Annotated in this window: 10 protein-coding genes; 5 read left to right on the forward strand and 5 right to left on the reverse strand. The window is 65.4% G+C overall.

All coding sequences use genetic code 11. The features are described 5' to 3' along the window. Positions 1 to 57 precede the first annotated feature (57 nt). Positions 58 to 2,943, forward strand: a complete 2,886-nt coding sequence (locus tag ABE093_RS07000) for a TonB-dependent receptor (RefSeq protein ID WP_430760167.1) — start codon at positions 58 to 60, stop codon at positions 2,941 to 2,943. A gap of 60 nt (positions 2,944 to 3,003) precedes the next feature. Here the strand turns inward: ABE093_RS07000 and ABE093_RS07005 are convergent, their stop codons facing one another. Then, positions 3,004 to 3,915 (reverse strand): AraC family transcriptional regulator, encoded by a 912-nt coding sequence (locus ABE093_RS07005; RefSeq protein WP_430760168.1) that lies wholly within the window; start codon positions 3,913 to 3,915, stop codon positions 3,004 to 3,006. Between the two features lie 216 nt (positions 3,916 to 4,131). Here ABE093_RS07005 and bufA2 point away from each other — a divergent pair, with 216 nt between their 5' ends. The 4 genes from bufA2 to ABE093_RS07025 all read left to right on the forward strand — a co-directional run bounded on the left by bufA2 (position 4,132) and on the right by ABE093_RS07025 (position 6,647). Then, positions 4,132 to 4,431 carry a BufA2 family periplasmic bufferin-type metallophore gene (bufA2, locus tag ABE093_RS07010; protein WP_430760169.1) on the forward strand — a complete coding sequence of 100 codons (300 nt, stop codon included), beginning with the start codon at positions 4,132 to 4,134 and terminating at the stop codon, positions 4,429 to 4,431. Positions 4,432 to 4,502: 71 nt separating this feature from the next. Continuing rightward, a complete protein-coding gene (gene bufB, locus ABE093_RS07015) occupies positions 4,503 to 5,348 on the forward strand; it encodes an MNIO family bufferin maturase (protein ID WP_430760170.1) in 846 nt (281 codons plus the stop codon). Continuing rightward, the gene (locus tag ABE093_RS07020) at positions 5,345 to 6,115 is read left to right on the forward strand and encodes a DNA-binding domain-containing protein (protein WP_430760171.1); all 771 of its coding nucleotides are present in this window, start codon (positions 5,345 to 5,347) and stop codon (positions 6,113 to 6,115) included. The genes bufB and ABE093_RS07020 overlap by 4 nt, the downstream gene beginning before the upstream one ends. A 28-nt stretch (positions 6,116 to 6,143) precedes the next feature. After that, the gene (locus ABE093_RS07025) at positions 6,144 to 6,647 is read left to right on the forward strand and encodes a DoxX family protein (RefSeq protein ID WP_430760172.1); all 504 of its coding nucleotides are present in this window, start codon (positions 6,144 to 6,146) and stop codon (positions 6,645 to 6,647) included. Positions 6,648 to 6,712: 65 nt separating this feature from the next. Here ABE093_RS07025 and ABE093_RS07030 read toward each other — a convergent pair whose 3' ends face one another. From ABE093_RS07030 to ABE093_RS07045, 4 genes are all read right to left on the reverse strand, one after another. Continuing rightward, positions 6,713 to 9,361, reverse strand: a complete 2,649-nt coding sequence (locus tag ABE093_RS07030) for a M1 family metallopeptidase (RefSeq protein ID WP_430760173.1) — start codon at positions 9,359 to 9,361, stop codon at positions 6,713 to 6,715. A gap of 110 nt (positions 9,362 to 9,471) precedes the next feature. Further along, positions 9,472 to 10,764, reverse strand: coding sequence for an adenylosuccinate synthase (locus ABE093_RS07035; protein ID WP_430760174.1), 1,293 nt, complete (start codon positions 10,762 to 10,764; stop codon positions 9,472 to 9,474). Between the two features lie 90 nt (positions 10,765 to 10,854). Beyond that, positions 10,855 to 11,700, reverse strand: a complete 846-nt coding sequence (locus tag ABE093_RS07040; protein WP_430760175.1) for an SPFH domain-containing protein — start codon at positions 11,698 to 11,700, stop codon at positions 10,855 to 10,857. Further along, the gene (locus tag ABE093_RS07045) at positions 11,697 to 12,716 is read right to left on the reverse strand and encodes an SPFH domain-containing protein (protein WP_430760176.1); all 1,020 of its coding nucleotides are present in this window, start codon (positions 12,714 to 12,716) and stop codon (positions 11,697 to 11,699) included. The genes ABE093_RS07040 and ABE093_RS07045 overlap by 4 nt, the downstream gene beginning before the upstream one ends. Positions 12,717 to 12,748: the final 32 nt, after the last annotated feature.

Raw genomic sequence — 12,748 nt, forward strand, 5'->3', positions numbered from 1 at the left:
TCGGCAAATCGTGCCAGCGCGAAGCGTTCGCGCCGTATCCATCGCCATGAGGGATTCATGCCAAATCACACCACGCCCGCCATTCGCCGCCTCACTCTCGCCCTCGCCGCCGCACTGGTTTCCATGCCGGTGATGGCGCAACAAACCGACAAGACGCCTGCATCGCAGGCGGAGAACAAGAAAGATCTTGGGTCGGTGACGGTGACCGGTTCGCGCATCAAGCGCACCGACGTCGAAGCGGCAATGCCCGTGACGATCATCCAGAAGGCCGAGATCGTGGCGCAGGGCATCACCTCGGCGGAACAGCTGATGCAGCAACTGAACATCGCCAGCAACGGCCCCGATGGCCTTGCCGCCAACAGCGGCATCGCGCCGCCCGGCACGCGCGGCAACAATGGCGTCTCCGGCGCCAACCTGCGCGGACAAGGCGCGGACGCCACCCTGGTGTTGCTCAACGGTCGCCGCGTCGCGACGCATGGCCTGGCCGGACAGGTGGTGGACCTGAACTCGATCCCGTTCGCCGCCATCGACCGCGTGGAAGTGCTGCGCGATGGCGCATCGGCCGTGTACGGCACCGACGCCATCGGCGGCGTCATCAACTTCATCACCCGCACCGACTACCAGGGACTGTCGCTGACGTCCGGCGTCGACATCACCCAGGAAGGCGGCGGCAACATCTACCACGCCAGCCTGCTCGGCGGGCACGGCGATCTCGAACGCGATCGCTGGAACGTGTGGTTCGCGGTCAACGCGAAAAAGAACGATGCCCTGCGCGGCTACCAGCGCGATTTCGCCAACAGCTTCCAGGCGAACCGCGGCCTGTCGCCGGATACCCGCGGTACACCGTTCGCCAACGTCGTCAGCGGCACCGGCAGCTTGATCGGCAGCGGCCTGAAGGACCCCGCCACCACCCTCACCAAGACCTCGATCAACACGCTGCGCCTGCCCGGCGGCGCCGGCTGCGTCAACGGCGGCGACATGATGGGCGACTACGGCGACCAGATCTGGGCCAGCCCTGCCGCGAGCTACGCCTGCGCCTGGGACTACGGCCGCGCGCGCACCATCCAGCAGCCGGTGAAGACCTTGCAGGCGATCGGCCGCGCAACCTTCAAGCTCGGCGCGCAGCACGAATTCTTCGCCGAATTCATGGCATCGAAGGTCACCTCGAAGCGGCAATTCGAAGCGCAGCAGATCTCGAGCAGCATCAACGCCACCGCGACCCAGCTCGACGCCTACGAGTTGAACGCGAACACCAAGGCGACCTACGACGCGATCTACAACCAGCTGCTGAATTACTTCGGGCCGCAGGCCAACCTGGTCTATGGCCGGCCGATCAACTATCGCTGGCGCTGCGAAGTCTGCGGTCCGCGCCAGCTTGAGACCACGACCAAGTCCTATCGCATCCTGCTCGGCTTGCAGGGCACGCTCGGCACCTGGGATTACAACGTCGGTCTGTCGCGCGCGCAGAGCAAGGCCCAGTCCACGCTCGCCGGCGGCTACTACTACACGCCGCAGCTGAAAGCGCTGCTGAAGAATGGCGTGCTCAATCCGTTCCTGATGCCGAGCCAGAGCCAATCGACGGCGGCGGTGGCCGGATTGGCGGCGGCGGACGCCACCGGATTGGAGCTGTATGACGGCACCACCACCATGACCACCTTCGATGCCAGCTTCAGCGGCAGCCTCGGCTTCCATCTGTGGGCCAAGGAGAAGGTGCAGGCTGCGGTGGGCATCGATGTGCGTCGCGAGGAATACGAGTTCAGTGGTCCATCGCAATGGGCGTTGGGCAATGCCTTCATCTTCGGCGCGCCCGGCGATTCGGCCAATTACATGCCGAAGAAGACCCGCAACGTCAAGGCGATCTTCGCCGAATTCAACGTGCCGGTGTTTGACAGCCTGTCGCTGGACCTGGCCGTGCGCCACGACCGCTATGACGGTTTCGGCGGCACCACCAATCCGAAATATTCGTTCAAGTGGCAGCCGGTCGACTGGCTAGCGTTCCGCGGTTCCTACAGCACCGGGTTCAAGGTGCCGGACTTCGCCAAGCTGTTCCGCGGCATCACCGAAAGCCAGTACACCGGCCTCGACCTCGCCGATCCGGCGATCTGCCCGAAGGGCCAGTTCAACCCGAACGTGCCGAACTGTAGCGTGCAGATCCGTCCCGACATCATCAGCGGCGGCAATCCCAAGCTGGAGCCGGAAAAAGCCAAGCAGAAGAGCATCGGCTTCGTCCTCGCGCCCACGCGCAACAGCAACCTCACCGTGGACTGGTGGGAAATCGAGCGCATCAACACGATCCGCAGCGGTTTCAGCCTGACCACGATGACCGCGAACTATCCGTTGTACGCGGACAATTTCATCCGCGATTCCAGCGGTCAGATCGTCGCCATCGACCAGCGCTACATCAACACCGGCGGCACCCTGACCCGCGGCATCGAACTCGACGCCAATGTCGGCGGCAAGCTCTACGGTGGCCACTGGAACGTCCACCTCAATGGCAACTACCTGCAGACCTTCCGCACCAAGACCTTCGACAGCCTGCCCTACAGCGACAACCTGGTCGGCGAATACGAGCGCTATTACAACCTGCCGATCAAGTGGAAGCACACGCTCGGCTTCAGCTGGAACAAGGGCGCCTGGTCGCACACGTTGACCCAGGTCTATCGCGGTGGATACAAGGACTGGCAGCCGCCGGGCATCGCCAATGGCTATCGCCCGCCGGATTACAACCCGAAGGTGAAGGCGTACATCACCTACAACTACAGCGCCACCTGGAACGCTGCCAAGGATCTGAAGCTGACCTTTGGCATCCGCAACCTGCTCAATACCAATCCGCCGTTCACCCTGCGCTATCTCGACGATGGCGACGGCGCGGCATGGGAAGCGCGCGTTGCCGATCCGCGCGGGCGCGCCTTCAACATGCAGGTGGAATACAACTTCCTGTAACGGGAAAACCCGCCACGCGTTGCATGGAAAAGGCGCACCCGGTGCGCCTTTTCCTTTTCGTCACCCATCGTCGCCATCGCCGCGCACGCGGCCCGGTCCGACGCCTTCAAGGCGCTTGAAGAAACGGCGGAATGCCGCCTCGCTGCGATACCCCATCATCTCGGCGACCGCAGCCACCGAAAAACGGCGATTCCGCAACAGGCGTTTCGCCTCGATGGCGCGCCATTGCGCGAGATACTGGATCGGCGGCACGCCGACCACCTGCGAGAACAGTTCGGCGAACGTCGTGCGCGACATCCCCGCCACGTGCGCCATGCCCTGGATCGTCCAGTCTTCGCCGGGTCGTGCATGCACCGCGGCCAACGCCTTCGACAAGCGCGCATCCACCAGCGCCGCAAGCAGGCCGCGCGGCTGTTCGGTACGACGCACGTATTCGCACACGGCCATCGTGAACAGCGAATCCGCGAGCTTGTTCTGCACCACTTGCCGCCCCCAGCGCGAATCGCGACTGTTGCTGGCGAGCAGCTCGGCCAATTGGCGGAACTGTTCGCCGCTTTCGGCCGAGCGGATCACGAAATAGGCGGGCAATGCCGTGAAGATGGGATTGCCGGTGCCGCCGAAGAAATCCAGGTCCCCGCACAGCATGCAGGTGGTCGTTTCCTCCACGACCTGCGGCACGTGCGGATCGGGGCCGGCCGACAGCAGATGGCGATGCCCGCCCGGAAAGACTATCAGGTCGCCTTTTTCGAGGTGCAACGGTTGTTGCAAGGTCTCTCCGCTGATCCAGCAACCGCCTTCGGTCACCAGATGGAATTGGCCGTGCGGCGTCGCCGGTTCCTGTTCGAACCATTCGCTGCCGCAATAGCGCACGTTGGCGGTGATCTCCACGCGAATGCGATACGCGCCCAGGACGGTCTCGAGCACGCTGTCGATGCTTTCGGTTGCCGGCGATGGCGTGTTGGGCTGCTGCATGTCGGCATCGTAGGCCAATCCCCCGGGACGCGGCCATGTCCGGCCGCATCCTGATCCATGCCCTTGCGTCCGGATTGCCTGAACCGGCGTTGACGCGCGGACGCTCGGGCATGGCGCGGGGACGCCCGGGAATATCCGGCGACGCCCGCCGCGGGTGGAATGTGCAGGCCGCCGGACGATGACGGCACATCCCATCCCAACCATTCGAGGCAACCCATGAACACCCAGATCAAGAATCTCTCCGGCCTGTCCGTCGCACTGGCTGCCGCATCGCTCTTCCTCGTCGCGCCGATGGCACAAGCCGCCGGCTCCGGCAGCGCGGCGATGGGCCACTGTATGGGCGCGAACGCCTGCAAGGGCCAGGGCGCCTGCAAGACCACGCACAACGCCTGCAAGGGTCAGAACGCCTGCAAGGGCCAGGGCTTCACCGAGACCACCAAGCAGGATTGCAAGGTCGCGGGTGGCAAGTTCGAAAGTGCCAAGGGCGCCGCGGCGAAGCCGGCCAGCAAGTCCTGAAGTCCTCCGCCCTGTCCTTTCCATGCGAAGGGACAGGGCCTTCCCATCCACGCATTCGCCGAGGACACGCGATGACACGCCCACTGCAAGGTTTTGGCCTCGGCCTGAGACCCGGTTATTACGAAGACGCCCTGGCGCCACAGTGTCCGGTGGACTGGTTCGAGATCGTCAGCGAGAACTACATGATCGCCGGCGGGCGTCCGCTGTACACGCTGGACCGGATTGCCGAACGCTATCCACTGGCGATGCATGGCGTGTCGCTGTCGATCGGCGGTCGCGATCCGCTGGATCGCGACTATCTGCGCCAACTCGCGGCACTCGCGCGGCGCGTGCGCCCGCGGGTGATCTCCGATCACCTGTGCTGGACCGGTGGCGATGGCATCCAATTGCACGACCTGCTGCCATTGCCGCAGACCGACGAAGCTGTCCGCCATGTCGCGGCACGCGTGCGCGATGTGCAGGACGCGCTGGGCCAGCAGATCCTGCTGGAAAACGTCTCCAGTTACCTGCGCTTCTCCGGCGATGCGCTGGACGAAGCGCAATTCCTCTCGGCGATCGTCGCGGAATCGGGCTGCGGCCTGCTGCTCGACGTCAACAACGCCTGGGTGAACGGACACAACCACCGCTTCGATCCCTACGCGATGCTCGATGCGCTACCGGTTGATGCGGTCGGGCAAATCCATCTTGCCGGGCATTCGGTCGATGCCCTCGGCAGCGGCTTGCTGATCGATACCCACGATCAACCCGTTTGCGACGACGTCTGGGCGCTCTATGCGCATGCCGTCCGTCGCTTCGGCGACGTGCCGGCGATGATCGAACGCGACGACAACTATCCGCCGTTCGCCGAATTGCTTGCCGAACTCGCGCAGGCACGCGATATCGCTGCGACAGCAACGCCGCGAAGGGAGGCGGCATGAACCTGCCTTCGCTTGCACTCTTCGAACAGCAAGCCGCACTGCAGGACTGGCTGATGCGCGGCAATGCGGCGCTGTCCGGCTTGATCGATGGCGACCGCCGCGACGAACGCCTGCGGGTCTATGCCGATGCCTACCAGCTGCGCCTGATCGACGTCCTCGCCAACGACTTCCCGGTGCTGCGTGCGCTTGTCGGCGAAACGATGTTCGACGCGCTTGCGAGCGGCTATCTGCGCGCGCATCCCTCGCGGCATCCCTCCGTTCGCCATTTCGGGCGCGACTTCGCGACTTGGCTGGGTCGCCACGAACATCCTTCGACATGGGTGGCGCTCGCCCATTTCGAATGGATGCAGGGCGAAGTCTTCGACGCTGCCGATGCCACCGCGATCTCGATGGAGGATGTCGCCGCGCTGCCCGCCGATGCCTGGCCCGGCTTGCGACTGGAACTGCATCCCGCGATCCGTCACCTGCATGCTGCTGACTGCATCCCCGCGATCGTCGAGGCGCATCACGCGGGTCGTCCGCTGCCACCAACAAATGGCGGCGACCAACTGCATTGGCTGTTATGGCGCGACGATTTTCGCGTGCATTGGCGGCGGCTTGATGCCGACGAAGCGGCACTGCTCGGCATGACCGGTGACGGCGCGACATTCGCGGAACTGTGCAGCCGGCTCGCTACATCCCTTCCCGAATCCGAAGCCGCGCTGCGCGCCATCGGACTGCTCAAGCGCTGGATCACCGATGGACTGGTGATCGCGGCGAACCCGTGACCAAACACGATCTCCCGAGGAATCCGCTATGCAACGCTGCGCCACCTTCATGAAGAAACCGCCGATCGATCCGGCCATCGCCCAGGCGTCCCTGCCGGTGCGCTTCCGCCACGCTTTCCTTTTCTACACCCGCCGCTATGACTGGCTTGCGCCGTTGCTGCTGCGACTCGTCTTCGGCTATTTCTGGGCGGAAACCGGTTGGGCCAAGCTGATGAACCACGACGGTTTCACCGAACGTTTCGTCAACTGGGGCATCCCCTTCCCCGGCTTGAGCGCCTACCTCAGCGGCGCGACCGACCTGATTGGTGGCGTGCTGCTGATGCTGGGACTGATGACGCGACTCGCCACGCTGCCGATGATCTTCAACATGATCGTCGCACTGGCATTGGTGGTGCTGCCGGGCGTGTCGGCGCTCGACGATTTCGTCGAACTCAACGAAGTGCTGTACATCCTCGTGCTGTTCTGGCTGTTCATGGCCGGACCGGGACGCGCCAGCCTCGATCATCTGATCGCGCGCCGTTTCACCGCGTAAAAAAGAAACCCGCCTTGCGGCGGGTTTCCCGTGTCGCGACATCTCTTGCAAAACCGACGGATCGATCAGCCGCCGTTCTTCGCCAGCCATGCATCAATGGCCGGGATCTGCTCCTTGTGCAGCTTGATCCGGTATTCGATGCCGGCAATCGCGGTGTCGGCCTCGCGACGCGAGGTCGGCGCCAGGTACTTCTCGGCATAGGCGCGGATCTTGCCGATCATCGCCGGATCGGACGAGCCCGCGCCGAGACCGGCGTAGTAGCGGCTCAGCGACGAGGCATCGACCAGCTTGTCGACCTGCTCGCGATGGGCCAGCGCCCAGTCGAACACCATGTCGGGATGCTCGCCCGCGGCATTGCGGATCATCGACGCACCCAGCGTCTCGCCCGGTTCGCCGCTCAGCACCAGGTCAAGCGCCTTCTGCGCCAGCGTGGCGTCTTCCGCCGAGGCCAGCAGCGAATACAGCTCGGACTTCACCAGCGGCGTCGGCGCCGACTTGGCCATCGCATGCAACTGGTCCCACTCCGCCGGCGTCGCCTTGTTGGCGACGAGGCCGAGCACGATGCGACGCATTTCCGGCGCCATCGAGCCGCCGGACTGCAGGGTGGCGAAACGCTTGCGCACTTCGGCCAGGGTTGCCGCATCGCCCATGTCGCCCAGCGTGCCGATCAGGCTCATGCGCAGCGACTTGGTCGCGGCGGAATCGCTGGCCTTCTGTTCCCAGCCCAGCTTGTCCAGCATCGGACGCAGGCGCTTCATGGCATACGCCTGGAATGCGGGGAGGTTGGCATCGCCCTTCTTGTAGGCGTTGATCGTGCCGAGCGAACCGACGTAGCTCTGCTGCACCTGGGCCTTGGAATCCGGACCGATGTTGCGGGTCAGCTCGAGGTAATCGGCGATCGGCTGGGTGCCGACGGTGCCAAGCGTCCAGGTGTCGCTCATCAGGCCGAGCTGGTCGATCGGCTTCAGCTGCGCAAACGCCTTGCTGATCGCGGCGAACTGGTCGGCGGAATAATGCGTGCGGTAGTAACCGGCCTGGCCGGCATTCACCAGCACCGGGCCGCAACCCTGCAGGGTGATGCTGCCCTTGCCGTCGCGCACCAGCGTGCGCGACTGCGCATTGCCGACCACTTCCGCCACCACCGGCACGCGCCAGCTCAGCGGGGTCTTGCCGGGACGGTCGCGGGTGAATTCGCCCTGGGTCAGCTGCACCGTGGTCTTGCCGTTGCTGCAGGTGACGGCGCCGACATCGATCTGCGGGATGCCCGGCTGCAGGGTGAAGTCATGCGCGATGTCCTTGATCGGCATCTTGCTGCCTTCGTCCATCGCGTTCCAGAAATCGTCGGACACGGTGTTCGAGTAGGCGTGCTTCTTGATGTAGCGGCGCACGCCCGCGCGCCACGCGTTCTCGCCGAGATAGTTCTCCAGCATGTGGATCACCGACTCGCCCTTGGAATAGGTGATGGTGTCGAAGGCCTGGCTGGCCTGCTCCACCGTCGCCACGTGCTGGACGATCGGATGGGTGGTCGAAATCGCGTCGCGGCGCATCGCGCCCTCGCGCACGCCGACCATGTTGATCGCGGTTTCCCATTCCGGGTGCAGCTTGGCGGTGGTGCGGCCTTCCATCCACGAGGCGAAGCCTTCGTTCAACCACAGGTCGTCCCACCAGCGCATCGTCACCAGGTCGCCGAACCACTGGTGCGCCATTTCATGCGCATCGGTGGAGAAGATGCCGATCTTGTTGCCTTCGGTCGAGACCTTGGGATCGAACAGCAGCGCGTATTCGAAGGTGAAGATCGCGCCCCAGTTTTCCATCGCGCTGAAGAACTGGCTCTGGCCCGGCGCGGCGATGTTGTCGAGCTTCGGTAGCGGGTACTTCACGCCGAAGTAGTCGTTGTATTCGTCGATGATCTTGGCGCCCGATTCCAGCGCGAAGTCGGCCTGCGACACCATGCCCTTCTGCGCGATCACGCCGATCTCGGTGCCGCCGGCGGCCTTGGTCGTGCGGCGGTCGAAATCGCCGAGGCCGAAGAACAGCAGATAGGTCGACATCTTCGGCGAGGTTCCGAAGGTCACGCGCTTCATGCCGTTGCCGGTGTCCTTGCTGGACTTGACCGGCATGTTGCTGACGGCCATCTGGTCCTTCGGCACCACGGCGGTGAGGTCGAACACGGCCTTGTAGTTCGGCTCGTCCCAGCTCGGGATGAAGCGGCGGGCGTCCGAGTTCTCGAACTGCGTGTACAGCGCGCGCTTCTTGCCGGCCTTGGTGTCGTAGTCGAGCGCGAAGATGCCGACGGCCTGGGTGCCGATCTTGCCGGTGTAGTTCGTGGACAGCACGTAGCGGCCCGGCTTCAGTTCCTTGTCGAAGGTGAAGGTCGCGGTCTGGTTGGCCGCATCGATGCTCACCTGCGGCGTCTGCGTGCCGCCTGCACCCTTCAGGCTGGTCTGCGAGAAGGTCATGTCGATCGCGTTGAGGGTGATCGACTTGGTCGCCTGGACCACGGCGATGTCGATCGAGACCACGCCGTCGAAATTCATGTCCTGCGCGTGCGGGGTCACTTCCACCGTGTAGTGCTGCGGCACCACGTTGCGCGGCAGCTGGGTGGTCGTGGTGGTGTCGATGCGCGGCAGCGCGGACGCTGCTGCTGGCTTGGTGGCGGCGTGGGCCTGCCCCGCAAGCGCGGCGGCGATGGCAAGGCTGAGGATGCGGGACATGAACGCTCCGGTTCCGTGGGTTGGAAAACGGAGAGTCTGGGGCGAACGTCGTTCAACCGCCCCCGCCAGAAGTCATGTCAACGGCGATGGAGCGCCGTTGACTATCCCATTCAGGCGAACGGATCCTGCAGGATGATGTTGGCGTCGCGGTCGGGGCCGGTCGACACGATCGCCAGCGGGCAGCCGGCCAGCTCTTCCAGCGCGCGCAGGTAGGCGCGGGCGGCCGGCGGCAGCTTGTCCCATTCGGTGATGCCGGCGGTCGATTCCTGCCAGCCCGGGAACTCCAGGTACACCGGCGTGCACTCTTCCCAGCCCTTGGCGTCGAGCGGCGCGTACTCGCTGCGCTTGCCGCGGTATTCGTAGGCGATGCACATCTTCAGCGTCTCCATTCCGTCGAGAATGTCGAGCTTGGTGATGCACAGGCCGGTAATGCCGTTGATCTCGACCGCGCGCTTGAGCGCGACGATGTCCATCCAGCCGCAGCGGCGCGGACGGCCGGTGGTCGCGCCGTATTCCTGGCCGCGATCGCGGATGCCCTGGCCGATGTCGTCGTGGAGTTCGGTCGGGAACGGGCCGCCGCCGACGCGGGTGGCATAGGCCTTGGCGATGCCGAGCACGTAGTCGATCGCACCCGCACCCACGCCGGTGCCAGCATAGGCGCCGCCCACCGTGGTGTTGCTCGAGGTGACGTAGGGATAGGTGCCGTGGTCGATGTCGAGCAGCGAACCCTGCGCGCCTTCGAACAGCACCTTCTTCCCGGCCTTGCGCAGGTCATGGAGGATGCCGGCGACGTCGGCCTTCATCGGCTCGACGTATTCGCCGAAGGCCAGTGCTTCGTCCAGCGTCTTCTGGAAATCGACGGCCTCGACGCCGAGGTACTTCGTCAGCACGAAGTTGTGGTAGTCGAGCGCGGTGCGCAGCTTCTCGGCCAGTTCGTCCGGATAGTGGAGATCGGCGATGCGGATACCGCGACGCGCGACCTTGTCTTCGTAGGCCGGGCCGATGCCGCGACCGGTGGTGCCGATCGCCGACTTGCCAGCGGCCTTCTCGCGCGCCTGGTCCAGCGCGATGTGGTACGGCATGATCAGCGGCGTCGCCGGGGAAATCTTCAGGCGGTTGCGCACGTGTACGCCGTTGGCCTCGAGCTCGGCGATTTCCTTCTGCAGCGCGCCCGGATGCAGGACCACGCCATTGCCGATCAGGCAGAGCGCGTCGTCGCGCAGGATGCCGGACGGAATCAGGTGGAGAACGGTCTTCTTGCCGCCGATCACCAGGGTATGGCCGGCGTTGTGGCCGCCCTGGAAGCGCACCACGGCGCCGATGTCCTGGGTGAGCAGATCGACGATCTTGCCCTTGCCCTCATCGCCCCACTGGGCACCCAAAACGACGACCGACTGACCCATTTCTCTAGCTCCAGACGTGAAAAAAGCCGAGGCGAGCCCCGACTTTTCGATATTGTACGCCTGTCGGCTCGAAGCGGCCAGCGCGACCGGTCAGTGCTGGTAGCGCAGCGCCTGGAACGCCGGATCGTCGAGCGAGACCGGCTTGCCGGCCAGCCGTGCGCGCCGGTAGGCCATTGCCGCGCGGTCGAAGGCCGCCGCCGACGGATCCTCGGCAGCGACTTCGGCATAGATGCGCGCGGCTTCGAGATCGCCTTCGGCGCGACGGGCGTCCGCGCTCTTGCGCGCCGTCGCCAGCAGTTCGATGCGCTCACTGTCAGTCTGCGCGGTCGCGGCCTTGAGCTGCGCCTGGGCGTCGACGCGTGCTCGCGCGACCACCTCGTCCTGGATTGCGCGCATGCCGGACTGGATCGTCTTGGCGCTCGCGCTGTCGGCGGGCATGCCGACGCTGGCGACGCCGCGATCCTCGATCACCAGGCCGACCTCGCGCGCCGCCGCATCCGCCACCGCGGTGTTCGCCCAGACCGTCTGGCCACGATCGGCCAGCGTCTGCGCGAACGTCTGCTCGCGCAGTGCCGGCACCGCGCTGGACTGCAAGGCGGTGGCGAGACGATCGCGCGGCACGCCGGGATTCGTGCCCGATGCATTGGCGTAGCGCGCGGCGTCGCTGACACGGGCCAGCACCCACGGCGATTGCACCAGCTCGCGGCCATCGCGGCTGGAATAGCGCAGCTCCGGCTGCAGCAACACGCGCAACGGAACACGCTGGACGCGGTCGAGCAGCGGCCACTTCAGGTGGATGCCGGGACCGATGTTGTTGCGCGTGCCGGTGATCGGTGACGACACCACGGCCAACTGGCCGGGATCGACACGGAAACCGGCATCGAACACGGTCAATGCCAGCAGGAACAACAGGAAGCTCGCAGCCAGCGATTTCATGGTCGCGCCTCCCCATTGCGGCCACTGCGATTCACGCTGCGGTCGACTTCACGCGAGGCGTCGCGCACCGGTCGCGTGCCATCCGCAGGTGTCGCCGCGGCGGGAACCGGCGTTGCGGCTGCGGTCGTGGCAGCCGCGGGGACGGGATCGGCGGTGCTGTCGCGCACGGCAGCCTGCAACACCACGTCGCGGGTGACGGTCGGCGACGCCTTGTATTGCGCGGCCAAACCGCGGAAATGCGCGACATCGCCCTGGGCATCGAGGATGCGGGCCTGGCGATCGCGTTCGGCAGTGGCGAGCATCGCATCCGCCTCGGCCTGCGCCATCGGGATTTGTTTCGTCGCTTCCGCCTTGGCGTCGGCGATCGCGCGTTCCTGTTCGTCCTTGATGGTCTTGAGCGCGGTGCCGGCGTCGTTCACCGCACTCGGCAACACCGGCGCCGACCACGTCACCGACAGCGGCCGGATTCCCAGCCCGGCGCGCTGCGCCCGCGCCTGCAATGCCGCCAACGCCTGTGGTTCCAATTGTCCATCGCGACCGCCAAGCGTCGCCAGCGACCCCGCCGCCACCTGCATCGACACGGCATCGCGCGTCATTCGCCGCAGGGCATCCTGCGGCACGTCGCGGCTGTTGGCGATGTAGCGGATCGGATCGTCGATGATGTAGCCGATCTGCAACGGCAGGTCGAACATGGCGGGATCCCCCACCATCACCGACAACGAATCTTCGATCGTCTTGCGCGCACCGATCTCGATGCCGGTCGCACGCTCCAGCGGCCATGGCAGCTTGAGGTGCACGCCGGGCTGAAGCACGCGCAGCGGCTGTCCCAGGCGCGAGATCACCGCCTGGCGGCCATCGCCGACCACCACCACGCTGGACAATGCCAGCCACGCCCCCAGCACGACGCCGGTCCACAGCAAGGCCGCGGATCCCGGCAGCCAATCGCGCAGGTCGAGCCGCGACGGTGGTGGCGCGTCGGCGGGGTCGCTGTGTTTTCCGGGAGGATTCCAGGCCATCGGGTTCGTCGGGGCGCCTTGCAGGTCGCTAG

The sequence above is a fragment of the Solilutibacter silvestris genome, assembly GCF_050574925.1.
Lineage (GTDB): Bacteria > Pseudomonadota > Gammaproteobacteria > Xanthomonadales > Xanthomonadaceae > Solilutibacter > Solilutibacter silvestris_A.

Coding starts and splice junctions, on each gene's coding strand:
- ABE093_RS07000 (WP_430760167.1), top strand. CDS start 58: ATGCCAAATCACACCACGCCCGCCATTCGCCGCCTCACTCTCGCCCTC.
- ABE093_RS07005 (WP_430760168.1), bottom strand. CDS start 3,915: ATGCAGCAGCCCAACACGCCATCGCCGGCAACCGAAAGCATCGACAGC.
- bufA2 (WP_430760169.1), top strand. CDS start 4,132: ATGAACACCCAGATCAAGAATCTCTCCGGCCTGTCCGTCGCACTGGCT.
- bufB (WP_430760170.1), top strand. CDS start 4,503: ATGACACGCCCACTGCAAGGTTTTGGCCTCGGCCTGAGACCCGGTTAT.
- ABE093_RS07020 (WP_430760171.1), top strand. CDS start 5,345: ATGAACCTGCCTTCGCTTGCACTCTTCGAACAGCAAGCCGCACTGCAG.
- ABE093_RS07025 (WP_430760172.1), top strand. CDS start 6,144: ATGCAACGCTGCGCCACCTTCATGAAGAAACCGCCGATCGATCCGGCC.
- ABE093_RS07030 (WP_430760173.1), bottom strand. CDS start 9,361: ATGTCCCGCATCCTCAGCCTTGCCATCGCCGCCGCGCTTGCGGGGCAG.
- ABE093_RS07035 (WP_430760174.1), bottom strand. CDS start 10,764: ATGGGTCAGTCGGTCGTCGTTTTGGGTGCCCAGTGGGGCGATGAGGGC.
- ABE093_RS07040 (WP_430760175.1), bottom strand. CDS start 11,700: ATGAAATCGCTGGCTGCGAGCTTCCTGTTGTTCCTGCTGGCATTGACC.
- ABE093_RS07045 (WP_430760176.1), bottom strand. CDS start 12,716: ATGGCCTGGAATCCTCCCGGAAAACACAGCGACCCCGCCGACGCGCCA.